The organism is Streptomyces europaeiscabiei, from assembly GCF_001550375.1.
GTDB classification, from domain to species: Bacteria; Actinomycetota; Actinomycetes; order Streptomycetales; family Streptomycetaceae; genus Streptomyces; species Streptomyces europaeiscabiei.
On the sequence record NZ_LRTR01000522.1, the window covers coordinates 1 to 26,567 of the forward strand.

Here is a 26,567-nt window from a genome sequence, read left to right on the forward strand (position 1 = left end):
CGGGCCCGCGTCCGGCCCCGGCTCAGCCGGGTGCCACGAACCCCGACTCGTACGCCGCGATCACCGCCTGCGTACGATCCCGCGCCCCGAGCTTCGCCAGTACGGCGCTGACGTGCGACTTCACCGTCTCGGTGCCGACGATCAGCCGGGCCGCGATCTCCGCGTTCGACAGGCCCCGGGCCATCAGCCGCAGCACCTCCGCCTCGCGCTCGGTCAGCGCTGCACGCTCCATGACCGCCCGCGCCGCCCGGTTGCCCACCCCGTCGCCGTACTCGGCGGCCAACTGCCGTACCGAGGCCGGGAACAGCAGCGACTCACCCTCGGCGACCAGCCGGACCGCGTGCACGATCTCGGCCGGCCGGGCCCGCTTCAGCAGGAAGCCGTCCGCGCCCGCGCGCAGCGCCTCGTACACGTACTCGTCGTTCTCGAAGGTCGTCACCACGAGGATCTTGGGCGGCTGCGGCACGGTCCGCAGCACCGCCCGCGTGGCCTCGATGCCGTCCAGCAGCGGCATACGCACATCCATGGCGACGACGCTCGGCCGCAGCTGCCGCACCAGCGGGATCACCGCGGCACCGTCCGCCGCCTCCCCGACGACCTCGATGTCCGGCTGCGCCTCCAGAACGGCCCGCAGACCGGCACGTACGAGGGGTTCGTCGTCGACGAGCAGAACGGTGATCGGCGGCATCCCGCCAGCGTAGAGCAGCTCCTTGAGGTCGAACGGTCGTTCAGCTCAGCGGCAGTTCGACGCGGACCTGCCAGTCACCCCGATCGGGTCCGGTCGACGCCCGGCCGCCGAGCAGCGCAGCCCGTTCGCGTATGCCGCGCAGCCCGCTGCCCCGGCCGGGACCCGGTATCCGTGCCGTCAGCGGATTGCGGACCTCCAGGTCGAGGCCGCCGTCCGCGACCGTGATCCGCACCCGGACCGGGGCGCCGCCCGCGTGCCGGAGCACATTGGTCAGCGACTCCTGGAGGATGCGGTAACCCTCGCGGGAGACCGGGCCGGGTACCGTCTCCAGCGGTCCCGACAACTCGGCGTCCACCTTCGCGCCGGAGTTCCGCGCCGACTCCAGCAGCCGGTCGGCCTCGGTCAGCGTGGGCCTGCTCCGAACGGGCCGGTCGGCTTCCCGCAGCACTCCCAGCACCCGCTCCAGATCCTCCAGCGCGGCCCGGCCGGTGTCCTCGATGGCAGCGAGCGCACGGTCGGTGAACGCCGGATCGCCGGCTGCCCGCGCCGCGCCGGCCTGTACCACCGCCACGGTCAGAGCGTGCCCTATGGAGTCGTGCAACTCCCGGGCGATCCGGCTGCGTTCCAGCAGCTGCTCGGTCCGCTCCTCCAGGGCGGCGAGCCGCTCGGCGGCCGAAGGCCCCAGCAGGCGGCGGGCGACCGCGGTGATCAGTTCGCCCAGACCGACCACGGCGGCGAACGCCAGGACGAGGGTGACGGGTGCCAGGAGGGCGTACGCCCAGTGCGGCTGAACATCGCGCAGCACCGGGTTGCCCCGCGCCATGTGGCCCGACGCGACCCGGATCAAGTCATGGGCGAGGATGGGCAGCCAGGCGGTGGCCGCCAGAGCCAGCGCCCCGAGGACCATCCGTACCTCCAGCCAGAGCACCGTGCGAAACCGGTCCCGCCATGTGGCCGCCGGCCCCACGGAGATCCCCGATCTCTCCTCCTCACCCGGCGTCAACAGCAACCGCGCCTGCACCCCCTCGCCCAGCCGAACGGCGGGGACCAACCCGAGCGGGATCAGGAACAGCGCCGGCACCCACGGGTGCGTGGGCATGATGAACATCCAGAGGCTGACGATCAGCATCGGCACCCACAGATGCAGCAGGCGCGTGTACGTCGTCCCCCGGATCACCGGGCGCAGGAAGCGGGCCATTCGGTCATCGTGGCAGCCGCCACCGACAACGAGCCTCCCCCGGGCGGGGGAGAAGCTCTCCACCCGCGGGGGAGGCCCGCCACCCGGCCGGCGGCCAGGCTGGTCCCATGACCAGCATCGACGTGCAGGACCTCACCAAGGAGTACGGCACCGTCCGCGCCGTGGACCACCTCACCTTCCGTGTGGAGCCCGGCCGAGTCACCGGCTTCCTCGGCCCCAACGGCGCCGGGAAGTCCACCACCATGAGGCTCGTCCTCGGCCTGGACCGGCCCACCGCCGGCACCGCCACCGTCGGCGGCCGCGCCTACGCCGACCTCGACGAGCCTCTGCGCCATGTGGGAGCCCTGCTCGACGCGCAGGCCGCGCACGGATCACGCACCGCCCGAGACCATCTGCGCGCGCTCGCGGCGAGCAACCGCCTCGCCCCCGCCCGCGTGGACGAGGTACTGGAGGAGACGGGCCTGGCGAAGGTCGCTCGGCGCCGGGTGAAGACCTACTCCCTGGGCATGCGCCAGCGCCTCGGCATCGCGACGGCCCTGCTCGGCGATCCGCCCGTCGTCCTGCTCGACGAACCGTCCAACGGCCTCGATCCCGAAGGGATCATCTGGATCCGGGAGTTGCTGCGCCGCCTCGCCCGCGAAGGCCGGACCGTCCTGGTCTCCAGCCACCTCATGAACGAGACCGCTTCCTTCGCCGACCACCTGATCGTCCTCGGCCGCGGCCGCCTTCTCGCCGACACCCCCATGCGGGAGTTCATCCACGCGCGCGTGCGGCCCCGCGTACGAGTGCGCTCCACGGACACCGACGCCCTCACCGACCTCCTGGCACGGCACGGCTACCGGACGGCGGAGGGCGAGCAGGGAGGCCGGACCGTGTTCGACGCGCGCGTGGACGACATCGGCCGTCTCGCCTCCGGCGTCGGCCTGCCGATCCTCGAACTCGCCGCAGAGGAGGGCACCTTGGAGCAGGCCTACCTCGATCTGACGGCCACCGAGGCCGAGTTCACCGCCGCTTCCTCCGCGGTCGCCACTCCCGCCCGGTCCAAGGAGGCCTGACCATGGCGTTCGTACCCGTCCTCCATTCCGAGTGGATCAAGATCCGTACCCTGCGGTCGATGCGGTGGGCCCTCCTCGCGGTCGTCCTCGCGACCGCGACCTTCTCCGCGCTCGCCGGACTCGACTCCGACGGCACGCACTTCGACCCGCTCTACGCCGCGTTCTTCGGTGTCAACTTCGGTCAGGCCGCGGCCGTCGCCTTCGGCACGACGGCCGTCTCGTCCGAGTTCCAGGGCGGCGCCCTCGGACTCTCGCTGGCCGCCGTACCCCGCCGGGGCCGGTGGTTCACGGCCAAGGCGGTCGCGACAGGCGTACCGGCTCTGGCTGTCGGCCTGCTCTCCGGATGCGTCGGCCTCGCCGTCGGCAAGACCGTCCTCGGCGACAGGGCGAGCGGACTCTCGGCTGTCGAGGGCCTGCGCGGCGTCGTCGGCTGCGGCGTCTACCTCGCCCTGATGGCCCTCCTCGCGGCCGGCCTGACCGCCCTCCTGCGCAGCGGCGTGGCCACCCTGAGCATTCTCATCCCGTTTTTGCTCATCGTGTCCTTCGTCGTCGGGGGAGTCTCCGGCGGCATCGCGGACTTCCTGCCCGACAAGGCGGGCCAGGTGATCCTCCACCAGACGTCCGACGGCGCGCTCGGGCCATGGAGCGGCCTGGCGGTGACGGCGCTGTGGTCGGCGGCCGCGCTGGTGGCGGGTGCGTGGAGTGTTGGGCGGCGGGACGCCTGACGCAGCGCCACCTTGTCAGTGGTGCGCGCTTTACTGGAGTGCATGACCATCGCGCGGCATCTCGTCACGATCGACCGGCTGTGCTCCGAGGAGTTCCCCGCGACGCACGGCCGGTCGGACACCGGCACGGCCGGTCCCGGCTACCACGTCGCCGAGTTAGGGACGAGCGGGGACTTCTGGGAGGACGACGGCACGCGACGGGAGGAGACCGAGGCCCAGTTCGAGGCGGACAGGGACGCGCTGTCGGAGCGGCTCACCGAGCGCTGGGGACCGCCGGACGTCTTCAGCCTGTGGAGCGTGTCCGGCCGTTGTCAGGAGGGCGAGGACATACCCGAGCCATGGGGGCCGCTCAGCTCGCACGTGCCCGATGTGCACCTGTGGCAGGCGAACGGCCACGGCCGCTGGGTGGCCCTCGGCGTCTCCCAGTGGGACAAGGAACTGCCGTTCCAACTCATCGCGCTGATCACGGAGATCGACCCACCATGACGGGCCTGCCCGCCTGGTCGAGCCCCGCCGGTCAGTCCTCCGCCGCCACCCGCAGCCGCCCGAACTCCTCCGCCATCGTCGCCGCCGTCCAGTGCGCGTTCAGCCCGCTGGGATTGGGCAGCACCCACACGCGCGAGACCCCGATCGTCCGCTCCTGCGGTCCGACGGCGGCCTTGCGGTCACCGAAGGCCGCCCGGTAGGCGGTCACGCCGACCACCGCGAGCCAGCGCGGTCGGAGCTCCTCCACCTTGGTGGCCAGCAGACGCCCGCCTTCGACGTACTCCTCCGCTGTCAGCTCGTCGGCCCGCGCAGTGGCCCGCGCGACGACGTTCGTGATGCCGAGCCCGTACGACGGCAGCTCGTCCTGCTCGGACGGCGTGAGGAGTCGGGGTGTGAAGCCGGACAGGTGCAGGACGGGCCAGAAGCGGTTGCCGGGGCGGGCGAAGTGGTGGCCGGTCGCCGCCGTCATGAGCCCCGGGTTGATGCCGCAGAAGAGGACCCGGAGGCCGTCCGCGGTGACGTCCGGCACCAGCCGGTCGCGGGCGGCCTCCAGTTCGGCCTGGGTGTAGCGGGTCAGAGGATCGCCCCCGGCGTGTAGCCGGCGGCCTCCGGGCGCTGCTTCGCGATCTCCTCGATGCGGCCGACGACCACGGCGACCTGGGCGGCCGCGGCGCCCGTGAAGGAGAGCTTGTCGGCCATCAGCGCGTCCAGCTGGGCGCGGTCCAGCGGGATGCGGTCGTCGGCGGCGAGCTTGTCGAGGAGTTCGTTGCGCTCGGCGCCCTGCTCGCGCATGGCGAGCGCGGAGGCGACGGCGTTCTCCTTGATGGCCTCGTGCGCGACCTCACGGCCCACGCCCGCGCGCACCGCGCCCATCAGCACCTTGGTCGTGGCGAGGAACGGCAGATAGCGGTCCAGCTCACGGGCGACGACGGCAGGGAAGGCGCCGAACTCGTCGAGGACGGTCAGGAAGGTCTCCAGCAGGCCGTCCAGCGCGAAGAATGCGTCCGGCAGCGCGACCCGGCGCACCACCGAGCAGGACACGTCGCCCTCGTTCCACTGGTCGCCGGCCAGCTCGCCGGTCATCGAGGCGTAGCCGCGCAGGATGACCATGAGGCCGTTGACGCGCTCGCAGGAGCGGGTGTTCATCTTGTGCGGCATGGCGGACGAACCGACCTGACCCGGCTTGAAGCCCTCGGTCACCAGCTCGTGCCCGGCCATCAGCCGGATCGTCTTCGCCAGCGAGGACGGCGCCGCCGCCAGCTGAACCAGGGCTGTCACCACGTCGTAGTCCAGCGAGCGCGGGTAGACCTGGCCGACGGAGGTGAACGCCTGCGCGAAGCCGAGGTGCCCGGCGATCCGGTCCTCCAGCTCCGCCAGTTTGGCGGCGTCCCCGCCCAGCAGGTCCAGCATGTCCTGGGCCGTGCCCACCGGACCCTTGATACCGCGCAGCGGGTAGCGGCCGAGCAGCTCCTCGACCCGGCCGTACGCCACCAGCAGCTCGTCGGCGGCGGTCGCGAACCGCTTGCCGAGGGTGGTGGCCTGCGCGGCCACGTTGTGCGAGCGGCCGGCCATGACCAGCTCGCCGTACTCACCGGCCAGCCTGCCGAGGCGCGCCAGCACCGCCACCGTACGGTCGCGGACCAGCTCCAGCGAGAGCCGGATCTGCAGCTGCTCGACGTTCTCGGTGAGGTCGCGGGACGTCATGCCCTTGTGCACGTGCTCGTGCCCGGCGAGGTCGTTGAACTCCTCGATCCGCGCCTTCACGTCGTGCCGCGTGACCTTCTCGCGCTCGGCGATGGAGGCCAGGTCGACGGTGTCGAGGACCCGCTCGTAGTCGGAGAGCGCCTCGGCCGGCACCTCGATGCCGAGGTCCTTCTGGGCCCGCAGCACGGCCAGCCAGAGCTGCCGCTCGAGCCTCACCTTCTGCTCGGGCGACCAGAGCGTGGCGAGCTCGGTGGAGGCGTAGCGTCCGGCGAGGACGTTCGGGATGCGGGGCTTGGCTGGCGCGGAAGTCACGTGTACGGATTCTACTGGCGATTCGTGCAGGTGAGCGCCGAGGGTCGCTTCAGAGGAACCTACGAAGGAGCCAGCGAAGGGTCAACGAAGGGCCTGCGACGACCTGCGGCGACCTGCGACGACCTGCGAATGAGCTACGGAGAGGAGCCCGACGTGTCGGCGATCTCCGCCAGGATGTCCCCGTGGCACGGCTCCGGCGCGCACCAGCAGGCCAGCGTCTTCCCCCGCAGCTCCGGTACGAGGGCCAGCAGCTCGGGGTCGGCCGTCAGATACTCCCGGTACTTCGTCATGACCTCGGCCCGCGTCCCGTCGCGCTTCTTCTTCTCGGTGTCGTACTGGAACGGGTTGTAGAGCGGATGCCGAGGCAGGTCCCAGTGGCCCATGGTCCAGCGGCGGCCGATGTACACCAGGTCGTCGGGGGCGAACTGCAGCCGGGGGCCGAAGTCGCGGATGCGGCCCTTGAGGTTGATCACGGTCGTGGTCACACGCGCCTCCCGGTACGGCGGCTCCCTACGCTAGTGGACCTTCGTACGGCAGCAACTCGGGCCTCTTCGCCGACAGGCCGTCCCCGGACGGTGGACCCATGGGGTCAACCGGTCCGGAACGCGGGGGCGGCAGCGAGGATCACCGCTCGTGCGGCCTTCGAACAGGCATGTTGCCCGGGATGCGGTGCCGGCTCAGCTCGGATGCCCGACCGGTACCGACGGCGGATCGCCGATCTGGCCGTCGGCGGTCCGGGAGTGGCAGAACAGGAGCTGCTTCGGCGAGGTGCTCGTGAACCGGGATTGATCGTAGTCCCCGTAGCGCTGCGCGACGTCGAGACCGGCCAGTCGGCAGAGCGCCAGGAGTTCCTCGGGAAAGAAGCAGCGCATGCTGACTTTCTTGGTGCGTACACACACGCCGTCGCGTAGGTAGTCCAGCGTGAAGCGCAGCACTTGGGCGGCGGCGTCGTAGCTGGTCGTCGCTCGCACGTCGAGCTTCGCCCCGTCCCGGTCCGCGACCGACTTGTGGTGGTAGGGCGACTCGGGGAGCCGGCACAGTTTGGCCATGTCGGGGTTGAACACGTCCAGGATCAGGGTCCCGCCCGGTCGCAGCACGTTGCGCGCCGAGACGAGGAACGCGACCACGGAATCCAGGTCGTGCAGGTGCTGCATCGCGTTGGTTGCCGAGAACACCAGGGCGAAGCGCCTGTCGGAGCGGATGTCTCGGCAGTCCTGTTGCAGCCACTCGACCGGCAGTCGCTCGTCCTCGGCCCGCTGACGGGCACGCGCAAGCATCGAGGGCATGATGTCAAGCCCGGTGACCTCGACACCCGCCCGCGCGATCGGCAGGGTGATGCGCCCGGTTCCGCAGGCCACCTCCAGGACCGGACCGCCCGCCCGGACCGCTTGGCCGAGGAAGAACGGGATGTCGTGGGTGCGCGCGGTGAACTCCTGATCGTAGAAGTCCGCATCGTCGTACACGGCCAGGTCCTCCAGTGGCTTCATCGCGCCACCGTCGGCGTCGGGCCGAAAGCGTCAGCGAGGCTGGTCAGGACGGAGCCGGACCAACTGCTCTCCCCGAACACGCTGACCGGCATGGCGAGCACGCCGCACTCGCGCTGGAGCGTCTCCGCCGGGAGTTCAACCGGGAAGAAGTAGTTGCCGGGACACGTCCGGCTCGCCGTGGGAATCGCCCCGAGCACTTCGTCCGGCAACCGTTCGAACAACCGCTCAGCCCGTGCGGCCAGTTCGTCGACGACCTGCCGGGGCACGTCGCTGTGCTCGGTCAGCAGGCGGTCGGCGAGCCTCAGCTGTGCCGGCGTGGGCGGATCCACCCGGAACGCTTCGGCCAATTCGGCGTGCGCCGGGCCCAGCAGGACCACGCCGAACGTGCGTGGCCACAGCCATCCCTTGGTGACCGAATGCAGGATGACCGCGCAACCGGTGTCCAGCAACCGCCGTGTGCCGGCGGCGAACGGGGCTCCCAGGTCGTAGACGCTGTCGATCAGCAGGCGGCGGCGTGGTGATTCCCGCAACCACGCGATCACCGCGGCGCACTCGGCATCGGACAGGTATCGGCCGAGAGGCTTGCTGGGGTTGGCGAGCAGCAGGTATTCGGGCCGGTCGTCGGCCGGCGATCCCGGCAGGGCCGGCGCCGGCAGCGTCGGGTAGGACGCGGGCGTCAGGCCCGCAGCGCGGGCCAGCTCGAAGTAGACCGGGTACACGTCGCTGGGCAGCCACAACCGCGCTTGCACGGCGCGCAGCCGGTGGAACACCACACCGAGCCCGTGCCGGACCCCGCGACAGACCATGGCGCGGCCCGACCACTCTTCCGGCAGCTCGAAGCGCCGCAGCCAGGCACGGGCGAGATCGCACCGGTGCACCGTCCTCTTGTCGGTCGGCGGTGCCGGTCGCATCGGAGCGAGCGCCCGGTACACGTTGGTCTCGGCGGCGTCCAGAAGCGACGAGGATGCACTGAGTTGCCGCTGCCGGAATTCCTGGAACTCCTCGAACCTCATGCCGCCGCGCCTTCCGGCACGATCTCGCTGGCCCGGTCTTCCAGGGAGGCGTAGCAGCGTCCGTCGGCCATGACGTTCCAGCTGCGGGCGATCCCGCTGGTGCGTTCCCAGAGCAGGCTGGGCTCGGTGTAGGCGGCGATCCGCATCGGCCGTCCGTCCCAGCTGCCGTGGTAGACCGGCGCGCCCCAGGGCAGGCGGCTCGCCAGCTCGAAGCCGTGCTGCTCGGCGAACCCGGTGACGACGGACAGCGACACCTGGTGCTCTCGGCTCCACACGTTGGCGGCGCGGTCGAAGTAGAGCGACTCGGTGCTGGTGGATACGTAGAGCTCTTTGAAGCAGACTTCCTCGACACCGAGAGCCGCGGCCCACGAAAGGTAGTCGGCGACCCCGGCCGCGTCGGCGACACCGCCGTGCTGGAGCACGCAGATCAGCCTCATCCGCAGCCCGGGCCAGCGGTCACGTTCCACGCGCCAGGTGTCGATCACGGAGCTCACCGGTGTGCGCAGCATCATCACCCGCTCGCTGACGGCGTCGTCCTGATGGTGCCGGGAGACCGCCAGCACGCTCAGGCCCGCGGCGCTCAGGGCCGCGAGACGGTCGGCCCGGTCAGCGTGTTCGCCTTTCGCGAGGGTGTGCGCGTTGGTGATCAGGACGACCTTCGGGAGGGCCGCCGAGCAGGCGGACACCAGTCGTAGCTGCTGTTCGAACGGTATGAGCGTGGGCTCCCCGCCGCCGGTGATCACCGCACGCTCGGCACCCGCCGCACGGGCGCGCTCCAGCCACTGGGCGACCGCGTCCCACGGGACCCGTGCCGGCGCCTGGTCGCTGGAGATCGAAGCCGAGGAGAAGCAGAACGAACACCGGGCCTGGCAGGCGGAGGCGACCGGCAGAAGCGACACCGAGCGCGGTCGCGTGTCGGCGTAGCGACGCAGAGCCGAACCGTGCAGGTGCAGGGATGCCGCCATCGCATCCTCGACGGTCGTCGGGCGCAGAGTGAACTCGTCGCCTGCTTGGTCGAGTTCGTGGACTGCTGACAACCGGATGCGAGCCTCGTGCAGTTCCATGCCGAGACCGGTCGACACGTTGGGCACCAACTTGTCGGGGTCCACCGTGGTTTCCAGCACCAGCAGCCGGTCGCCAGGAATGGCCAGACGGTCCAGCAGGCGTCGCGCCTTGCCGATGCCGATTCCCAACTCCGCGCGGGTCAGCAGGTGGAACCGGTCGGGATAGGTACTCTCCGGAATCCCCGCCTTACCGTAAGCGAACGCGTACTTGTCGAAGCCCTTCGCGAAGTTCGACAGCACGATGACGTGGAAGCGCTGGTCGCCATGGTTCATGTCGTCATCATGCATGAACGGGACCCGGACGACATGGGCCGAATTGCAGGCGGAACGCGGTGCCCTGATCCGATCCGTCGCCAACGACACGCCCCGCCCTGTCGCTGACTTTCAGGAGTGCGGTGCCGGGTTGTCAGGCGACGGACAGTCTGTGCCACCAGTGAGTGCAGCCGCCGGAGCAGAAACGCTCGCGGCGCCGCGCGTCGGCAACCGTGAGCACCGCGATCAGCAGCCTGAACGCCTTGCGGCGTTCGTCGAGAGGCGTGAGAGTGGCGATCTTTCCCAGTTGCTCGTCCATCCGGCCTCGTGAGATCAGTACTGCGGGCGTATGCGTCGCGCGCAGCTCGGCACGGCGGATGCTCTCCGGTGCATCCTCTGCGACGGCGCGCGCCTGGACGCAGTGATGGCGCAGGAACAACAGCACCTCGGACTGCTCTTCGTGGCTGAGGCCGTCGAACCATTCGACGCCCTCTGACATCGGGCGCAGCCCCTGCGCGAGCTCGTTGAGCAGGACGTCGCGTTCGTTCATGACTGCCCCCGTGGGACGGACGCTTCTGGCCTCTCCGTCGCGGTGATCAGGATACCGGGCAGCACCGCCGGGTCGGCCGCGCCTTCGGCGCGCCTTCGGCGTCGTCGGCCCAGCGGGTGGTCCGAAGCGGGTGCACCTGGTCGAGGAGGATGCCCTCGCGTGCCAGGACGAAGCCAACGCCGGCATGGCGGCGCGCGTGTAACTGGAGGCTCTTCTCCCGAGGCAAGTGGTCTGAGCTCACCCATGACGTTGCGCAACAACAACCGCGGGCCATGGGCAGGGAGGGAGGCGGCGCCCCGCGTTCAATCGGCGCATGGCAGCCGGGCGGGGCTCCGGGTCAGGGCCCCACCCGTCGCCAGTCCGTCACAGGGCCGGGGTGCGTGTGGTCCACAGGGGTGACCCAAAAGGCTTTGCCCAGCTCGGCGCTGAACTGGGCGCCTGTCCGGCCGTCCCCCGAGGAGCGGCCCGTGAGGCGGCGGGCGATCCACGGCAGCAGGTACTGCCGGGCGAACCGCGCGTGGGCCACCTGCCGGGCGGTCCACCCGGGCGGCGACGTCATGGGCATCGGCGTCCGCCACTCCGCGTCCTCCACGTCGTAGCCGAGGCTCTGCCAGACCGCTTCGGCGACCCGGCGGTGCCCGTCGGGTGTCAGGTGCAGCCGGTCCACGTCCCACATGCGGGGATCGCCCAGCGAGGGCGCGCTGTACAGGTCGACGACGAGGGCGCCGTGGCGGGCGGCCAGCTCGTCGATGCAGTGGAACAGTTCCTCCATGCGTGGCCGGAACCGCGCCAGGACGGGGCCCTGGCGGCCGGGGCTGCGCATCAGGACGAGCTGTTTGCAGGAGGGGGCGAGGCGCTCCACGGCCTCTTCCAGGAGAGCGCGCACCCGGCCCATGTCGCACTTGGGCCGGAGGGTGTCGTTCAGGCCGCCGACCAGTGTGATCACGTCCGCCTCCATCGCGGCCGCGACCTCCACCTGCTCGGCGACGATCTGTCCGATCAGTTTTCCGCGCACCGCGAGGTTGGCGTACCGGAAGCCGGGCGTCCGCGCGGCCATGCGGCCCGCGAGGAGATCCGCCCAGCCCCGGTACGAACCGTCGGGGAGGAGGTCGGACATGCCCTCGGTGAAGGAGTCGCCGAGGGTGACAAGGCTGGAGTATGTGGGATTCGTCTGCATGGCGGAAACGATGCTATCGCGTTCACATACCTGGCGGTCGGTCGGCCTTCTCGGTCCGTATCCCCGGCCTCGTCACCTGGCCCGCTCCACCACGGGCAGGGCCCCGGACGGTCACACGGTCGGCTGCCCGAACAGCTCCCGCAGCACGTCCTCCATGGTCACGATGCCCGCGAGCCGCCCGTCCTCGCCCAGTACGGCCGCCAGGTGCGTCCGGCTGCGCCGCATCGCGGAGAGCACGTCGTCCAGCGGTGTGGTCTCCCTGACCCGGGCGATGGACCGCATGTCCCGGACGGAGAACGGCACGTCGCGCGGCGTCGCGTCGAGCGCGTCCTTCACGTGGAGGTAGCCCACGATCCGGCGCCCCTCGTCGACCACGGGGAAGCGGGAGAAACCGGACTCGGCCGACAGCCGCTCCAGCTCCTCCGGGGTGACGCCCATGCCCGCGTAGACGACCCGCTCCAGCGGGAGCACGACGTCGCGCACGGGCCGGCGGCCCAGCTCCAACGCGTCGCGCAACCGTTCCTGTGCGCGGTCGTCGATGAGGCCGGCCTTGCTGGAGTCCCGGACCAGACGGGCGAGTTCGGTGTCCGAGAAGGCGGCTGTGACCTCGTCCTTCGTCTCGATCCGCATCAGCTTCAGCAGGGCGTTGGCGAAGGCGTTGATCGTGAAGATCACCGGGCGCAGCGCGCGCGAGAGCGTCACCAGCGGCGGGCCGAGCAGCAGGGCGCTGCGCACCGGCTCCGCGAGGGCGATGTTCTTCGGCACCATCTCGCCGAGCAGCATGTGGAGGTAGGTGGCGAGCGCCAGGGCGATCACGAAGGACACCACGTGGCCCGCGCCCTCCGGCACGCCCATCGCGTGGAACAGCGGCTCCAGCAGGTGCTCGATCGCGGGCTCCGCGACCACACCGAGGACCAGGGTGCACAGGGTGATGCCGAGCTGCGCGGCCGCCATCAGCGCGGACACGTGCTGCAGACCCCACAGAACGCTGCGCGCCCGCCGGTCGCCCTGCTCGGCGTACGGTTCGATCTGGCTGCGGCGTACGGAGATCAGGGCGAACTCGGCGCCCACGAAGAAGGCGTTGACGACCAGCGTCGCGAAACCGATCAGCAGCTGGACGGCGGTCATCGCGTCTCCTCCTCGTGCTCGTGCTCGTGCTCCTCGTGGCTCTCGTGCTCCTCGTGTTTCACGCGCTTCTCGCGTTTCTCGCACTCCTCGTGCCCCTCGTCGGAGGCGACCGGCGCGTGCAGCAGCACCCGCGCGGCCCGGCGCCCGGAGGCGTCCACCACGTCGAGTCGCCAGCCGACGACCTCGACGGTGTCGCCGACGGCCGGAATGCGGCCCAGCTCGGTGGCGACGAGACCCGCGAGCGTCTCGTACGGTCCGTCCGGCACGCGCAGGCCCACCCGGGCCAGCTGGTCGGTGCGGGCCGAGCCGTCGGCCGAGTAGAGCTCGCGGCCGTGCTCGTCGGTGCCGACGGGGGCCAGGTCGGGCGTCTCGTGCGGGTCGTGCTCGTCCCGCACCTCGCCGACGACCTCCTCGACGATGTCCTCCAGGGTCACCACACCGGCGGTGCCGCCGTACTCGTCGATGACGACGGCCATCGTGCGCTTGCCCGAGAGCCGGTCCAGCACCCGGTCCACGGTCAGCGACTCGGGGACGAGCAGCGGCTCGCGCAGCAGCTCCGCGACGGAGGTGTGCAGCCGGCGCTCCGCGGGGACGGCGAGGACGTCCTTGATGTGCACGGTGCCGACGACCGAGTCGAGGCCGCCCCGGTAGACGGGGAAACGGGACAGGCCGGTGGCCCGGGTCGCGTTCGCCACGTCCTCGCAGGTCGCCTGCGCGTCGAGGGCGATGACCTGGACGCGCGGGGTCATCACGTTCTCCGCGGTCAGGTCGGCGAGGTTCAGTGTCCGCACGAACAGCTCGGCGGTGTCCGCCTCCAGGGCGCCCTCCTTGGCCGAGTGCCGGGCGAGGGCCGCCAGCTCCTGGGGGCCGCGTGCGGAGGCCAGCTCCTCGGCGGGCTCGATGCCGAAGAGGCGTACGAGACGGTTGGCGGTGTTGTTGAGGTGGGTGATGAAGGGCCGGAACGCGGCGCTGAACCAGCGCTGCGGGTTCGCCACCTTCTTCGCCACCGGCAGCGGCGCGGAGATCGCCCAGTTCTTGGGCACCAGCTCGCCGACGACCATCAGAACGACGGTCGACAGCGCCGTACCGATCACCAGCGCCACCGAACTCGACGCGGAACCCGGTACGCCGACCGCCTCCAGCGGGCCCGCGATCAGCTTGGCGACGGACGGCTCGGCGAGCATGCCGACCACCAGGTTGGTGACGGTGATGCCGAGCTGGGCACCGGAGAGCTGGAACGTCAGATTCCGTACGGCCTTCAGGGCGCCGGCGGCACCCCGCTCGCCACGCTCCACGGCCCGCTCCAGCCGGCCGCGGTCGACCGTGGTCAGCGAGAACTCGGCGGCGACGAAGGCACCACAGATCAGCGAGAGCAGCACCGCCACCAGAAGGAGGAGCACTTCGGTCATCGGGTCACCTCCGTCCCATGATCGGGCAGGGGCGGGAGGATCGCGCGATGTCGTGCACCGGCTCGGCCACGTGGTGCACCGGGGCGGGTACTGGGAGGCTCGCCCATGGGCGGACGCTCACAACCTTTCCGTAGAGATTGACTGGTCCACCCATGGTAAAGGACCGGCAAAGTTCCTCCCGCCGCCTCGGTGCTCTCCCGGCCTCAGCCCCCGAGCGGCTTCACCCAGCGCCGCCACTTCTCCTCGGGCGCGTACCCGGCCGCCCGCCAGGCATGCTGGGCCGTCGCGTTGCTTACGAGCACCATCGCGTCGCCGCGCCGCCCGCCGAGCCGGACGAACCGCTCCTCGGCCGCGGTGAGCAGCGCCGAGCCGATGCCCTTCCGCCGCCGCTCGGGGTGCACCGCGAGCCGGTACAGATGGCACCGCCAGCCGTCGAAGCCGGCGATGACCGTGCCCACCAGTTCGCCGTCCAGCTCGGCGAGGATCAGCGTCTCGGGGTCACGGGCCACCAGCCGTTCGACGCCCTCGCGGTCGTCGCTGATGCTGGTGCCCTCGGCGGCCACCTTCCAGAAGGCGAGGACGGCGTCGAGATCGTCGGGCGTCGCGGCCCGTATGCGCAGGTCGGTCATGGCGCGATCCCATCACGCGGGCCGGACGGCGACCTGGAATTCCAGGATCCGGACAGTGAGCGCGTGATGGCGGTCCGGACCGGACCCGCACCGACCCCGCTCACCCGCATCACCTGCCGTGCAGCGCCTCGACGACCTTCGCGAAGATCTCCATGTTCGGCTCCAGGACCGTCAGATACGAGAATCCGTACCGCTCCCGCTGTGCCAGCACCTGGTCGACGATCTCCCCCAGGGTCCCCACCAGGACCAGCGGCAGTTGGAGTGCCTGCTCCTCGCTCAGGTTCGGGAGGTGGTCGAGCCACGGCCGCACGGCGGCGCCGCGGTCCTCGGCGAGCGCGACGATCTGTATCAGGAGGTTCAGCTCGGCGGGTTCCTTCCGCCCGGCGGCGAACTCCCGGTACCGGCCCACCCTTTCGTCGAGTTCGTCGGCGGTCAGCGGTTCCAGCTTGCCGCCCGCCACCGTCCGCGCACCCGTGAACGCCGCGATGTCCGCGTGCTCGGCGGTGATCCGCAGCATCCGGTCGCCGTTGGCGCCGATGAGCAGCGGCACCCGGGGTCGCTGCGCCGGACGTGGTTCGTGCTCCTCGGAGCCGAGAAGCCGGTCCAACTCCTCGACGGTGCGCAGCAGATGGTCGACGCGCTCGCCCGGCGAACCCCAGGGCAGACCGGCCTTCTCGTGCTCGGCCGGTACGTACCCGGTGCCGAGCCCCAGCTCCAGACGCCCGCCGGTCAGCGCGTCCGTGGTGGCGACCTCGCGTGCCAGCAGTGTCGGGTTCCAGAAGCCCGCGTTCAGCACGAACGTGCCGAGCCGTGGACGCTCGGTCGCCTCCGCCGCGGCGACCAGGGACGGGAACGGGGCCGGCATGCCGAGATGGTCCGGGACCAGGATCACGTCGTAGCCGAGCTGTTCGGCGCGGCGGCACTTCGCGCGCCACTCCCCGGCCGACGTGGGGCTGAGTAAGTTGACTCCGAAGCGGAACGGGCGCGGCATGAACTCTCCTCATCTCAAAGGGACGGAGCGGACATGCCGGTGAGTACATCACCGGTGTGCGTATGCCGCCAGCACGCCCACACGCCCACACGCCCGCCGCCACCGCCCGCGCGCACTCTCACACGCCCGCTCCCACCGCCCGCCCGCGTACTCTCACACGCCCGCTCCCACCGCCCGCCCGCGTACTCTCACACGCCCGCCGCCACCGCCCGCGAGCGCACTCCCACACCCTCGCCGCCACCGCCCGCGCGCACTCTCACTCGTGCGCGATGGCCGCCAGCACGTTCATCCGGGACGCGCGCAGCGCCGGCAGCAGGGCCGCCACGACACCCACGACCGCGGAGCCGATCACGACGGCTACGACCGTGCCCCACGGGATCGCCAGCGCCTTCATGCCCTGCAGGGCCAGCACCTGTTGTACGCACACTCCCCAGACCAGGCCCAGCGCGAGCCCGAGAACCGCTCCGAACACGGCGATCACCACCGACTCCAGCCGGATCATCCGCCGCAACTGCCGCCGTGCCAGCCCGATCGCGCGCAGCAGCCCGATCTCCCGGGTGCGCTCGACCACCGACAGGGCGAGGGTGTTGACCACCCCGAGCACCGCGATGACGATCGCCAGGCCGAGCAACGCGTAGACGAGATAGAGGAGTACGGCGATCTGGTTGCGGATCAGCTCCTTGTAGTCGGCCTGGTCGCGGACCTGGACCTGCGGGTACGCGTCCAGCGTCCGCTCCAGGTTCGCGCGCAGTTCGTCGGCGCCGACGCCGGAGCCGGCGTTCACGTACAGCGCCGAGTCCTGCCCCTCGGGCACGTACTTCTCGATGGTGCCCATCCCGAAGTACAGCCCACCCTGCACCCCGAAGCCGTCGGCGGTGTCCTGGTCGGTCAGCGCGGCCACTCTCAGCTCGGTGTTCTTCCCGGCCGGGAACCGCACCGGGATCGTGCTGCCCACCGTCACGTCGTGTTCCCGCGCGAACTCGGCGTCCATGGCGATGGCACCGTCCCCCAGTGCGGCGGCGCTGTCGCCCCGGGCGTAGGTGACGTTCGCGACCTCGTCGAGCCGTCCGTCGTAGGCCGCTGCGGTCGTCTCGATCCGCTCGCCGTCCGGAAGCCGTACCGCGACCGGGGTGAACCGCTGCCGTACGACGAGACCGGCGCCGTCCGTGGCGCGGACCTTGTCGGTGACCTCCTGCGGGAACGGCATGAAGTTCTGGTTCTGGATGACGAAGTCGGCGCCCAGCGTTTTGTCGATCTCGTCGTCGAAGGACTTGGCCATCGACGCGCTCGCCACGGACATGCCGCCGACCAGCGCGATCCCCACCATCAGCGCGGAGGCGGTGGCCCCGGTCCGGCGCGGGTTGCGCAGGGCGTTGCGCTGGCTCATCCGGCCGACGGAGCCGAACAGCGCGGGGAACGCGCCGCCGAGGACCCGGATCACGGGCCGTACGAGCAGGGGTCCCGCGATGACGGTCGCGACGAGTGTGAGGACCACGCCGAGGCCGAGCAGGGAGGCCGCCGAACCGGTGTCCGACGACACCGCGCACCCCAGGAGCGCCGCGGCACCGGCCGCCCCGACGATCCCGCCGGCCACCGCGCGCACCTTCAGCGGCCGCCCCACCCCGGCGATCTCGGCGTCCGAGAGGGCCGCCATCGGTGACACGGTCGACGCCCGTCGCGCCGGCAGATAGGCCGCCACGAAGGTGACGCCGAGCCCGACGACGTACGCCGCGATCGGCGTCTCCACGTCGATCACCATCTCGGTCGACCTCAGGTTCATTCCGAAGGCGCCCATGAGCTCGATCAGCCCGAAGGCCAGCCCGATGCCCGCGGCGAGGCCGAGCGTCGACCCGACCAGGCCGAGGAGCGCGGCCTCGGTCAGCACCGACCGCCGTACCTGGCGCCGGTCGGCGCCCAGCGCGCGCAACAGGCCCAGTTCACGGGTGCGCTGGGCGATGAGCATGGAGAAGGTGTTGACGATGAGGAAGATCCCGACGAGCGTCGCGATCCCCGCGAAGCCGAGCATCACGTACTTGATGACGTCGAGGAATCCGCCGAGCGAGGCCGCGGCCGACTCGGCCTGCTCGTCGGCGGTCTGGTACTCGTACGCCGTCGGCCCCAGCTCGTCGGCGATCCGCTGCTTGAGCTGGTCGTCGCTCACCCCGGGCTCGGCGGTCACGGAGATGGTGGTGGCGGCCTCGGGATCGCCCAGCAGCTCGGTCTGCGCGGCCCGGGTGTCCAGATAGACCAGCGCGGCGCCGGGGTTGGTGGTGGTGAAGGTGGCGATGCCGACGACCTTCACCTCGAAGGAGCCCGGCCGGGCGAGCACGGTCAGGGTGTCGCCGATCCGCACGTCCTTGTTCTTCGCGGTGTCCGCGTCGAGGAGCGCCTGGCCGGGGCCCTCCGGCGCGTGTCCGCCGGTCAGCTTCACCGGACTGCGGTCGGTGAGGTACCAGTTGGTGGCGACGGTGGGAGCGCCGGTCGTCGGCCCCACCGACTCGTTCTCGCTGTCGACGACCGTGACGTTCTCGACGGCCGCGTCGACATGGGAGTCCGCGACGCCGTCGATGCCCGCGATCCGCTGCGCGAGCGAGGCGGGCACGGTCTCGACGGCCCCGGTCGGCAGCTGCCCCGTCAGATCGTCGTCCTTCGGGCCCACGGTCACATCCGCCGAGGTGGAGGCGAAGAGCCGGTCGAAGGTACGGGTGACCGTGTCCGAGAAGATCAGGCTGCCCGCGACGAACGCGACGGACAGAACGACCGCCAGTGCCGAGAGCAGCAGCCGCCCCTTGTGCGCGAGGAAACTCCGCAGGGTCGCCTTCAGCACGGCTCAGTCCTTGTCGAGGTGGATGGACTCGCCGGCGGACCGGCCCGCGCCCCCACCGGTGGGGGCGCCCTTGCCGTCGAGGGTCGCCCGGACGGCGTCGGACCCGGGTGTGTGGGGGTTCCCCCCGGAGAAGAGGCGCATGCGTTCCAGGACCGCTTCGGCGGTCGGGCGCTCCATCCGGTCCACGATCCGCCCGTCGGCGAGGTAGAGCACCAGGTCGGAGTGGGCGGCCGCGCCCGGATCGTGGGTGACCATGACGACCGTCTGGCCCAGCCGGTCGACCGCCTCGCGCAGGAAGCCGAGCACTTCGAGCCCGGCGCGGGAGTCGAGGTTGCCGGTCGGCTCGTCCGCGAAGATCAGCTCGGGCCGGGAGGCGAGCGCGCGGGCGCAGGCGACGCGCTGCTGCTGGCCGCCGGAGAGCTGGGAGGGCCGGTGCCCCAGCCGGTCGCGCAGCCCGAGCGTGTCGATGACCTGGTTCAGCCACTTCTCGTCGGCCTTCTTGCCCGCGATGTCCATCGGCAGGGTGATGTTCTCGGCCGCGTTCAGCGTGGGGATCAGGTTGAAGGACTGGAACATGAAGCCGATCCGGTCCCGGCGCAGCCGGGTCAGGTCCCGGTCCTTGAGGCCGGTGATCTCGGTGTCCCCGAGCCACACCTGTCCGGCGGAGACGGTGTCGAGCCCCGCCAGACAGTGCATCAGCGTGGACTTGCCCGAGCCCGAGGGGCCCATGACCGCGGTGAAGCGGCCGCGCGCGATGTCCACGTCGACCGAGTCGAGGGCGAGCACCGTCGTCTCGCCCGAGCCGTACGCCTTCGTCAGGCCCCGGGCGCGGGCGGCGATGCCGTCGGCTTCCGCGCGGCCGAGGGGGTGCTCAGCGGCAGCAGTGGACAAAACGGCCTCCAGGCTCGAACCAGTTCGAATTCCGGGCACTCCCGGCCGAGCCTAGTGTGATGCAGGGCACAGCAGGAATCCCCCCGAAGTCCGAGGCCGTCTCCATCACAGGTCGGGTTTCCGGTATCGATGTAAGGGGCACTCAAAAATGGACCCTCAGGGCTTTCAAGGGGAGGCCGGGCGGGCCCTCCGGGGTGGTGTGCGGCAAAGGTGCCCTTGCCCCCGCTAGCACTTCGGCGCTAGCGTCGAAGCATGGCCAAGACCCAGTTGAACGTACGGGTGGACGAGGACACGGCCCGAGCCGCCCGTGAACGAGCCCTGGAGCGCGGGATGAGTGTGAACCGGTACATCGAGGAGCTGGTCCGGCAGGACACCGGCGAAGCGGGTCACACCTTCGTCGAGTCCGCCGCCGACTTCATGAAGCAGTACGAGGCGGTCTTCGCCGAGGAGTTCGGCACCGAGCCCGAAGGCCGGCGCGAGGGACGTCGCTGATCCCTTGAGCCAGCTCAGAATCGACCTCGCCTGGCTTCTGATGGTCGCCGAACGGAAGACGCCCGGAGATCCGCAGGTCATCGACTGGGGTGCCCTCGTCGCGGCCGTCGCCCGGCACGAGGCCGAGATCTTCGACGTCCCCGTCTACGACACCCCGCACGCCCGAGCCGCCGCCCTCCTGCAACTCCTCATGCACGTCCCGGCGTTGGAGCGCTCCAACGCGCTCTTCGCCTCCGCCGTCGCCTACGGCTATCTCGTGGCCAGCGGCGTCAAGGTCGTCACCTCCGCCGATCAGGTGCGCGACCTGGCCAGACTGGTCAAGGGGGGCGAGGCCACCGTGCACGACATCACCCAGGAGCTGCGCCAGTGGAGTCTGTGACGCCGGGCCGCCGGGCCCGGCCCACCACGCAGTAGGAGCTGGGCAGCCGCGGCCCCTGCTCGGGCACCAGGATCTCCCGGACCGTCCCGATCTCGAATCCGGCGGCCCGGATCGCGCCGACCGGGTCGCGGGACACATGGCAGCCGCCGAACAGCAACGGCCACACCGTGGCGTCCAGCCCCCGCTGGGCGGTGCGCATCACCCGTCCGCCGCCCCGGCCGTGCTCGAAGAACCGCAGCTCACCGCCGGGACGCAGCACCCGCCGCACCTCGCTCAGCGAGCGCCGCAGGTCCCGCACACTGCACAGCACCAATGACACGACGGCCCCGTCGAACGCCTCGCTCTTGACCGGCAGCGCCTCCGCCGCGCCCGGCACCACGTCCACCGGCATCTCGGCGCGCAGGGCGGACTCCAGGGCCAACTGCCGCAGGGAGTGCTCCGGTTCGATCGCCACCACCTCCGCGACCGTGGCCGGGTAGCGCGCGAAGTTCAGACCGTTTCCGGCGCCGATCTCGATGACCCGCCCCGACAGCCCGGCGAGCAGCTCGTCCCGCAGGGGGCCGATCCTCGGCTCCGCCGACACGCTCAGTCTCGCGTAGAACCGGGCGAAGAGGGGGTGGTGCACGGCGTCCTTCGTGGCGCGGGCTCGGGCCATGAGGGCCTCCCGAAGAGGACGGCAGATACTGCGATTGTCCCCCGGGAAGCACCGGCTCACCCGTCACGGCCCGGAGAAGCGCCGGCTCACCCTTCGTGGACCGGGGCGGGAAACGGCTCACCCGCCGCGTGTCCCTGGGGAGGAGGCCACGCGACGGGCATGGGGTGTACGAGGCGTACGAGGTGTCGTCCGCCGGGAGGGTCAGGCGATGAAGGCCCGGACCTGGTCGTAGACGCCCTCGTCGTTGTTCATGTCGTTGTGCGAGACACAGCCGACCTCGACGTTCGTCGCGCCACTGAGGATCGCCGAGGTGTCCGGGGTGAGCGCGTCGTCGCAGTTCGACCAGTAGCTGGCGTACGACACACTGCCCGGCGTCTCGTCACCCGAGTTGAGCGAGGTCAGGAACGAACTGCCGGTGTACATCTCGCCACAGGACGTGTAGAGCCACCGACACCAGCCGGCGACGGTCGTCCCGTGGTTCACACCGGCCGTGGAGACGAAGTCGTCCACGTACGCCGTCCCGCCGAGGTTCTTGAGGTAGTAACGGGAGCTGAGCGCGCCCATCGAGTGGACGACCACGTCGACCTTGGAGGCGCCCGTCGTGGCGAGCACGCTCTGGATCTTGGTCTTGAGCTGTGCGGCGGTCGTGGTGTTGGACTGACCCCAGTCGTAGGACCAGGAGTACAGCTCGGAGGACGTGTAGCCGTCGGCCTTGAAGTACGCGATCCAGTCGTCCCAGCTGCTGGACGAACTGCTCAGACCGTGTACGAAGACCACGGGGTTGTGGGTCGCGGCCCGGGCGGAGGTCGTGGAGAAGGAGAGCGACAGAAGGAGCGTGGTGGTCACGGTCGCGAGGGCCGTGGCGATACGGCGCATGCGGCGCTGCATGGTGCCTCCTGAAACGGGTGGGGTTCGTCTGGAGTGTCAGGGGGGTCTACGCGCGCCGCATCGGCGAAATCGCCGGTCTTTACTGGTTGGTTAACTCGCAAGTAACGTGATGGGCGTGGTGACTCCGGTGAACCCCCCACAACTTCCGCATCGCTCGCCACCGCCCCCCATGAACGTGTGGTCGAGCCCGAACGCAGCGTCGGCCGTCGCGCCCACGCTGTCCGAAGGCGTGCGCGTACGCCTGCTGCACGCCGCCCACGGCGATCCGCGGGCCGCCGCGGAACTCGCCGCCGCCCTGACCCGACGCCAGCTCACGGGCCTCGACCCGCTCCCCGCCGAGCCCCTGACGCTGGCCCCCGCCCTGCTGCGAAGCCACCGGCGGGACGTTCGGGCCCTGCCCGACGACACCCGCTTCCTGCTGCTCCTCGCCGCCGCCGACCAGCACCCGGTCGCGACCCACGCCTACGCGCGTGCCGTCACCGCGGCCGGGCTCGACACCCGACCCCTCGACACGGCGGAGGCGGCGGGCCTCGCGCACGCCACCACCCGGGGCATCGTCTTCCAGGACGCCTGGACACGGATCGCCGTGTACGAGTCGGCGTCCATGACCGACCGGCGCGAGGCCCACCGCCTCCTCGCCGCGGTCCTCAACGGTGAGGGCGAGAGACCCGGCCGGTCCTGGCACCGGGCTGCCGCCGCCCTCGGACCCAGCCGCCGCCTCACCGCCGAACTCCGCCTGGCGGCACGGGTGGCACGTGCCATCGGCGACCCCACCCTCGCCTCCGCCCTCGCCGAACGCGCCGCCGCGCTCACCCCCGAACCGGCCGAACGCATGCCCCTGCTGGCCCAGGCGGCCGCCGAGGCGTGGCAGTCGGGCGACGGCGACCGGGCCCGCCGCCTCGTCGTCGCCACCGACGACGACGCCCTCGGCGGCCTCCTCGCCCTGCGCGCGGGAAACGCGGCCGAGGCCTTCGACGCCCTGCTCACCGCCGCCGTCCGGCATGTCGGCGACCACACCCCGGACCGGGCCGCCCATCTGTTGGCACGAGCCACCGAGGCCGCCATCTACACGGGGGACCTCCGCCGCTGCCGGGAGGCCGCCGCCGTCGCCGACAGCCTCGGCATCCTGCCGCCCAGCACCCTCGGCGCACTCGCCGCCGCGTTCGAGGGACGCTACGACGACGCGCGGGACGTCCTCGAAGCCGCCGCCGGCCGCTGCGGTCCCGGCGGTGACCCCACCCAGCTGATCCACTCCGGGATCGCCGCCCTCCTTCTCGGCGACCACACCCGCGCCTTCACCGCCACCGCCCGCGCCGCCGCCTCCGCGCGGGCCAGGGGCGAGACGGTCACCGTGCCGCAGGCCATGGAGTTCCGGGCCTACGCGGAGTTCTGGACCGGGCGCCCCAAGGCCGCCGAGGCCGCCACCGTGGACGCCCTGCGCCAGGCGTACGCCACCGGGCAGGACAACGGGGCCTGCCATCTCCAGGCAGCCCTCGCGATGTTCGCGGCCGTCACCGGCGACGAGCAGGTGTGCCGCGAGCGCGCCGAGTCCGCCCGTGCGTTCGCCCTGGAACGCGGCCTCGGACTGCCCGCCGCGCTCGCCATGTTCGCCCTCGCCTTCCTCGACCTGAGCACCGGACGGTACGCCGCCTCGGCCGCCCGCCTCCGCGCGCTCGCCGGCTTCGGCCCCGGGCACGGACACCGGGCCGTCCGGCACCTCGCCACCCCGCACTACGTCGAGGCCGCCGTCCGCACCGGCGACACCGGGGTGGCCCGTGCCGCGCACGCCGACTACGACCGCTGGGCCCGTACCGTCCGCAGCGCCGACGACCTCGCCCTCAGCGCCCGCTGCCGTGCGCTGCTCGCCACCGGGGAGGAGGCCGTCGAGCACTACCGCACGGCCCTCGACCTGCACGCCGCCGGCACCCGTGACTTCGAACGCGCCCGTACGGAACTGCTCTTCGGCAGTGCCCTGCGGCGGCTCCGCAACCGCACCGAGGCCCGCGACCGGCTCCACAGCGCGCTGGAGGCCTTCGACCACTTCGGCTCCCCGCACTGCGCGGCCCAGGCCCGCGCAGAACTCCGCGCCCTGGGTGAGCGCGCCTCCGCCGCCCCCGCCGCGGAGCACCTCGCGACCCGGTTGACGGCCCAGCAGCTCATGATCGCCCGCATGGCAGCGGACGGCGCGACCAACCGGGAGATCGCCGCGAGGTTGCTGCTGAGCCCGCGCACGATCGACCACCATCTGCGGGGCGTGTTCTCCCGGTTGGGGATCAGGTCGAGGATCGAGTTGGTGAGGCTGTTGGGGGAGGCGGAGACGTGAGGCCGGGGCGCGCCCCCTCAGGGGCGGGGAACTGCGCGATCAGCAACGACGAACCCGCGTCAGGCCTCTCACCGGACCCCTACGGCGCGACTCCCGCGGCACCGAAGGAAACGGCGTTCCACACCCCGCCCAGCGCCGGCGCCAGCCAACCCCCCGCCCTCGCCCGGAAATCGCCAGGCGCCAACGCCCCCGCCCCCGCAGGCACCGCCCCCAGCAGCGGAGCGTTCGCCACCACCGGCAGGTCCGCCAGATTGCAGCGGGACGCCAGGTCGGGGGACGTGGGCCAGCTGCCGATGACGACACCCGCCAACTCCACCTCGCGCACGGCGAGTTCGCGGGACGTCAGTTCCGTCGTGTTGAGGGTGCCCAGCCCGGCGGAGGCGACCAGGAGCACCGGTGCGCCGAGCAGCCGGGCCGTGTCCGCCAGCGTGCCGCCCGCCTCGTCGAAGCGGACGAGGAGGCCGCCCGCGCCCTCGACCAGCACCAGGTCGTGGTCGACGGCCAGTTTGGCCGCGGCTTCGGCGACGTCCTCGGGGTGCACCGGAGCGAGGCCGGAGCGCCGGGCGGCGGTCGCGGGAGCCAACGGCTCGGGATAGCGGGCGAGTTCGCGGACGGTCACGGCGCCCGAGAGCCGGGCCACCTCGTCAGCGTCGCCGCGCTCGGCCGGCCCTACACCGGTCTGTGCGGGTTTGAGGACGGCCACGGACCGGCCGGACGCCAGGGCCACCGCCGCGACGGCCGCCGTGGTGACCGTCTTGCCGACCTCCGTGCCCGTCCCCGTGATCACCAGGACCGTCATGTCATCCCCTTCCGTCATCCCGCCGTCGCCGCCGCGCACACCGCGCGCGCGATCCGCGCCACGTCCTCGTCGCCCGTGACGTACGGCGGCATCGTGTAGACGAGATCGCGGAACGGCCGCAGCCACACGCCCTCGCCGACCGCGGCCGCCGTGGCGGCGCGCATGTCGACGGCGTGATCGAGCTGCACCACCCCGATCGCGCCGAGGACGCGTACGTCCCGCACCCCCGGCAGCCCGCGCACCGGCGCCAGCCCTTCCCGCAGCCCCGTCTCGATCCGCTTGACCTCCGCGAGCCAGTCCTGGCCGAGCAGCAGTTCGATCGAGGCGCAGGCGACGGCAGCCGCCAGCGGGTTGCCCATGAAGGTGGGGCCGTGGGCCAGCACCGGCACCTCGCCCCGTGAGATCCCGTCGGCCACCCGGGCGGTGCACAGGGCCGCCGCCATGGTCAGATAACCACCGGTCAGGGCCTTGCCGACGCACATCACGTCCGGTGTCACCGCCGCGTGGTCGGCGGCGAACAGCGCGCCCGTACGGCCGAACCCGGTCGCGATCTCGTCGAACACCAGCAGTACGTCATGCGCGTCGCACGCCTCGCGCAGCACCCGCAGATACGCGGGGGAGTGGAACCGCATCCCGCCCGCGCCCTGCACCACGGGCTCCACGATCACGGCGGCCAGTTCGCCGGCGTGCCGCTCGACCGCCGAGCGCAGCAGCTGAGCGTACGACTCCTCGTACTCGGCCGGCGGCGGGTCCACGAACACCTGGTGGGGCAGGACGCCCTGCCACAGCTCGTGCATCCCGCCCTCGGGGTCGCACACGGACATCGGCTGCCAGGTGTCGCCGTGATAGCCGCCGCGCCAGGTCAGCAGACGCCGCTTGCCGGGGCGGCCGAGCGAGCGCCAGTACTGCAGGCACATCTTGACCGCGACCTCGACGGAGACCGACCCCGAGTCGGCCAGGAACACATGCTCCAGCCCCTCGGGAGACATGTCGACAAGGTGCTTCGCCAGCCGCACGGCGGGCTCATGGGTGAGCCCGCCGAACATGACGTGACTCATCCGGCCGAGCTGCTCGCGCGCCGCCTCGTTGAGCACCGGGTGGTTGTAGCCGTGGATGGCCGACCACCAGGACGACATGCCGTCCACCAGTTCACCCGAGCCGTCCGCGAGCTGCAGCCGGACCCCGCTCGCCGACTTCACGACGAGCGGTTCCTGCCGGCCCGGCATGGGCCCGTACGGATGCCACACATGCCGCCGGTCCAGCTCCAGCAGCTCGGGCACGCCCAGGTGGGGCAGGTCGGGCAGCTCAGGCATTGGGCGCGAGGTCGGTTCCGGCGCCCCGACGGCGTACGGCCACGAGATCCGTACGAACCTCGCCCGCCGAGGTCTCCGCGGCCGGGGCCCCGGCCGCGGAACCGCAGACACCACCCTGCGCGTGCGACCCGC

The 26,567-nt window shown here is 71.6% G+C and carries 26 protein-coding genes and 1 pseudogene; 6 read left to right on the forward strand and 21 right to left on the reverse strand.

What is annotated here, in order from left to right:
• Window positions 1-22 precede the first annotated feature (22 nt).
• A complete protein-coding gene (locus tag AWZ10_RS25640) occupies window positions 23-688 on the reverse strand; it encodes a response regulator transcription factor (RefSeq protein WP_046707576.1) in 666 nt (221 codons plus the stop codon).
• A 40-nt stretch (window positions 689-728) separates the two neighbouring features.
• Window positions 729-1,886 (reverse strand): sensor histidine kinase, encoded by a 1,158-nt coding sequence (locus tag AWZ10_RS25645; RefSeq protein ID WP_046707577.1) that lies wholly within the window; start codon window positions 1,884-1,886, stop codon window positions 729-731.
• Window positions 1,887-1,993: 107 nt separating this feature from the next.
• On the opposite strand from AWZ10_RS25645, the gene AWZ10_RS25650 reads away from it, so the two are divergent.
• Genes AWZ10_RS25650 through AWZ10_RS25660 form a run of 3 tightly spaced genes read left to right on the forward strand, consistent with a single transcriptional unit; the run spans window position 1,994 to window position 4,152 of the window.
• Entirely contained in the window at window positions 1,994-2,941 is a 948-nt protein-coding gene (locus AWZ10_RS25650; protein WP_060892102.1) for an ABC transporter ATP-binding protein, read from the forward strand.
• Window positions 2,942-2,943: 2 nt separating this feature from the next.
• Window positions 2,944-3,666 (forward strand): ABC transporter permease, encoded by a 723-nt coding sequence (locus AWZ10_RS25655; protein ID WP_046707579.1) that lies wholly within the window; start codon window positions 2,944-2,946, stop codon window positions 3,664-3,666.
• 42 nt (window positions 3,667-3,708) lie between these two features.
• Entirely contained in the window at window positions 3,709-4,152 is a 444-nt protein-coding gene (locus AWZ10_RS25660) for a hypothetical protein (RefSeq protein WP_060892103.1), read from the forward strand.
• Window positions 4,153-4,183: 31 nt separating this feature from the next.
• On the opposite strand, the gene mug is transcribed toward AWZ10_RS25660, so the two are convergent.
• The 14 genes from mug to AWZ10_RS25730 all read right to left on the reverse strand — a co-directional run bounded on the left by mug (window position 4,184) and on the right by AWZ10_RS25730 (window position 19,586).
• The gene (gene mug / locus AWZ10_RS25665; RefSeq protein ID WP_046707581.1) at window positions 4,184-4,681 is read right to left on the reverse strand and encodes a G/U mismatch-specific DNA glycosylase; all 498 of its coding nucleotides are present in this window, start codon (window positions 4,679-4,681) and stop codon (window positions 4,184-4,186) included.
• A 44-nt stretch (window positions 4,682-4,725) separates the two neighbouring features.
• Window positions 4,726-6,168, reverse strand: coding sequence for an adenylosuccinate lyase (purB, locus tag AWZ10_RS25670; protein WP_046707582.1), 1,443 nt, complete (start codon window positions 6,166-6,168; stop codon window positions 4,726-4,728).
• A 134-nt stretch (window positions 6,169-6,302) separates the two neighbouring features.
• The gene (locus AWZ10_RS25675) at window positions 6,303-6,653 is read right to left on the reverse strand and encodes a DUF4326 domain-containing protein (RefSeq protein WP_060892104.1); all 351 of its coding nucleotides are present in this window, start codon (window positions 6,651-6,653) and stop codon (window positions 6,303-6,305) included.
• A gap of 192 nt (window positions 6,654-6,845) precedes the next feature.
• A complete protein-coding gene (locus AWZ10_RS25680; RefSeq protein ID WP_052769700.1) occupies window positions 6,846-7,655 on the reverse strand; it encodes a class I SAM-dependent methyltransferase in 810 nt (269 codons plus the stop codon).
• A complete protein-coding gene (locus AWZ10_RS25685) occupies window positions 7,652-8,668 on the reverse strand; it encodes an aminotransferase class I/II-fold pyridoxal phosphate-dependent enzyme (protein WP_060892105.1) in 1,017 nt (338 codons plus the stop codon). Before AWZ10_RS25685 ends, AWZ10_RS25680 begins: the two co-directional genes overlap by 4 nt.
• Entirely contained in the window at window positions 8,665-10,005 is a 1,341-nt protein-coding gene (locus AWZ10_RS25690) for a radical SAM family protein (RefSeq protein ID WP_240439426.1), read from the reverse strand. Before AWZ10_RS25690 ends, AWZ10_RS25685 begins: the two co-directional genes overlap by 4 nt.
• Before the next feature lie 133 nt (window positions 10,006-10,138).
• Window positions 10,139-10,534, reverse strand: coding sequence for a DUF5958 family protein (locus AWZ10_RS25695; RefSeq protein ID WP_060892107.1), 396 nt, complete (start codon window positions 10,532-10,534; stop codon window positions 10,139-10,141).
• 337 nt (window positions 10,535-10,871) lie between these two features.
• A complete protein-coding gene (locus AWZ10_RS25700; RefSeq protein WP_060892108.1) occupies window positions 10,872-11,711 on the reverse strand; it encodes an SGNH/GDSL hydrolase family protein in 840 nt (279 codons plus the stop codon).
• 111 nt (window positions 11,712-11,822) lie between these two features.
• Window positions 11,823-12,839, reverse strand: a complete 1,017-nt coding sequence (locus AWZ10_RS25705) for a hemolysin family protein (protein ID WP_046707588.1) — start codon at window positions 12,837-12,839, stop codon at window positions 11,823-11,825.
• Window positions 12,836-14,248, reverse strand: coding sequence for a hemolysin family protein (locus AWZ10_RS25710; protein WP_244172543.1), 1,413 nt, complete (start codon window positions 14,246-14,248; stop codon window positions 12,836-12,838). Before AWZ10_RS25710 ends, AWZ10_RS25705 begins: the two co-directional genes overlap by 4 nt.
• A 203-nt stretch (window positions 14,249-14,451) precedes the next feature.
• Window positions 14,452-14,877: a GNAT family N-acetyltransferase gene (locus AWZ10_RS25715; RefSeq protein WP_060892109.1), complete on the reverse strand. Its 426-nt coding sequence runs from the start codon at window positions 14,875-14,877 to the stop codon at window positions 14,452-14,454.
• A gap of 109 nt (window positions 14,878-14,986) precedes the next feature.
• The gene (locus AWZ10_RS25720; protein WP_046707590.1) at window positions 14,987-15,868 is read right to left on the reverse strand and encodes an LLM class F420-dependent oxidoreductase; all 882 of its coding nucleotides are present in this window, start codon (window positions 15,866-15,868) and stop codon (window positions 14,987-14,989) included.
• 256 nt (window positions 15,869-16,124) lie between these two features.
• Window positions 16,125-18,695, reverse strand: a complete 2,571-nt coding sequence (locus AWZ10_RS25725; RefSeq protein WP_060892110.1) for an FtsX-like permease family protein — start codon at window positions 18,693-18,695, stop codon at window positions 16,125-16,127.
• Between the two features lie 3 nt (window positions 18,696-18,698).
• Window positions 18,699-19,586, reverse strand: coding sequence for an ABC transporter ATP-binding protein (locus tag AWZ10_RS25730; RefSeq protein ID WP_060892111.1), 888 nt, complete (start codon window positions 19,584-19,586; stop codon window positions 18,699-18,701).
• Window positions 19,587-19,838: 252 nt separating this feature from the next.
• Here AWZ10_RS25730 and AWZ10_RS25735 point away from each other — a divergent pair, with 252 nt between their 5' ends.
• Both AWZ10_RS25735 and AWZ10_RS25740 read left to right on the forward strand, forming a co-directional pair.
• Window positions 19,839-20,078 (forward strand): toxin-antitoxin system HicB family antitoxin, encoded by a 240-nt coding sequence (locus AWZ10_RS25735; RefSeq protein ID WP_046707593.1) that lies wholly within the window; start codon window positions 19,839-19,841, stop codon window positions 20,076-20,078.
• 4 nt (window positions 20,079-20,082) lie between these two features.
• A complete protein-coding gene (locus AWZ10_RS25740) occupies window positions 20,083-20,457 on the forward strand; it encodes a hypothetical protein (RefSeq protein ID WP_060892112.1) in 375 nt (124 codons plus the stop codon).
• On the opposite strand, the gene AWZ10_RS25745 is transcribed toward AWZ10_RS25740, so the two are convergent.
• Window positions 20,426-21,112 carry a class I SAM-dependent methyltransferase gene (locus AWZ10_RS25745; RefSeq protein ID WP_046707595.1) on the reverse strand — a complete coding sequence of 229 codons (687 nt, stop codon included), beginning with the start codon at window positions 21,110-21,112 and terminating at the stop codon, window positions 20,426-20,428. The genes AWZ10_RS25740 and AWZ10_RS25745 overlap by 32 nt on opposite strands.
• A gap of 201 nt (window positions 21,113-21,313) precedes the next feature.
• Window positions 21,314-22,000, reverse strand: coding sequence for an esterase/lipase family protein (locus AWZ10_RS25750; protein ID WP_046707596.1), 687 nt, complete (start codon window positions 21,998-22,000; stop codon window positions 21,314-21,316).
• A 169-nt stretch (window positions 22,001-22,169) separates the two neighbouring features.
• Between AWZ10_RS25750 and AWZ10_RS25755 the strand changes: the two genes are divergently transcribed.
• On the forward strand, window positions 22,170-24,323 hold the full coding sequence (locus AWZ10_RS25755) for a helix-turn-helix transcriptional regulator (RefSeq protein ID WP_208618551.1): 2,154 nt from the start codon (window positions 22,170-22,172) through the stop codon (window positions 24,321-24,323).
• 79 nt (window positions 24,324-24,402) lie between these two features.
• On the opposite strand, the gene bioD is transcribed toward AWZ10_RS25755, so the two are convergent.
• The 3 genes and pseudogenes from bioD to AWZ10_RS53900 all read right to left on the reverse strand — a co-directional run.
• Window positions 24,403-25,122 (reverse strand): dethiobiotin synthase, encoded by a 720-nt coding sequence (gene bioD / locus AWZ10_RS25760; RefSeq protein WP_060892114.1) that lies wholly within the window; start codon window positions 25,120-25,122, stop codon window positions 24,403-24,405.
• Between the two features lie 14 nt (window positions 25,123-25,136).
• Window positions 25,137-26,435: an adenosylmethionine--8-amino-7-oxononanoate transaminase gene (locus AWZ10_RS25765; protein ID WP_078935674.1), complete on the reverse strand. Its 1,299-nt coding sequence runs from the start codon at window positions 26,433-26,435 to the stop codon at window positions 25,137-25,139.
• A pseudogene (locus tag AWZ10_RS53900) lies at window positions 26,428-26,567 on the reverse strand (biotin synthase BioB); the annotation flags it as partial. The gene AWZ10_RS25765 and the pseudogene AWZ10_RS53900, both read right to left, overlap by 8 nt.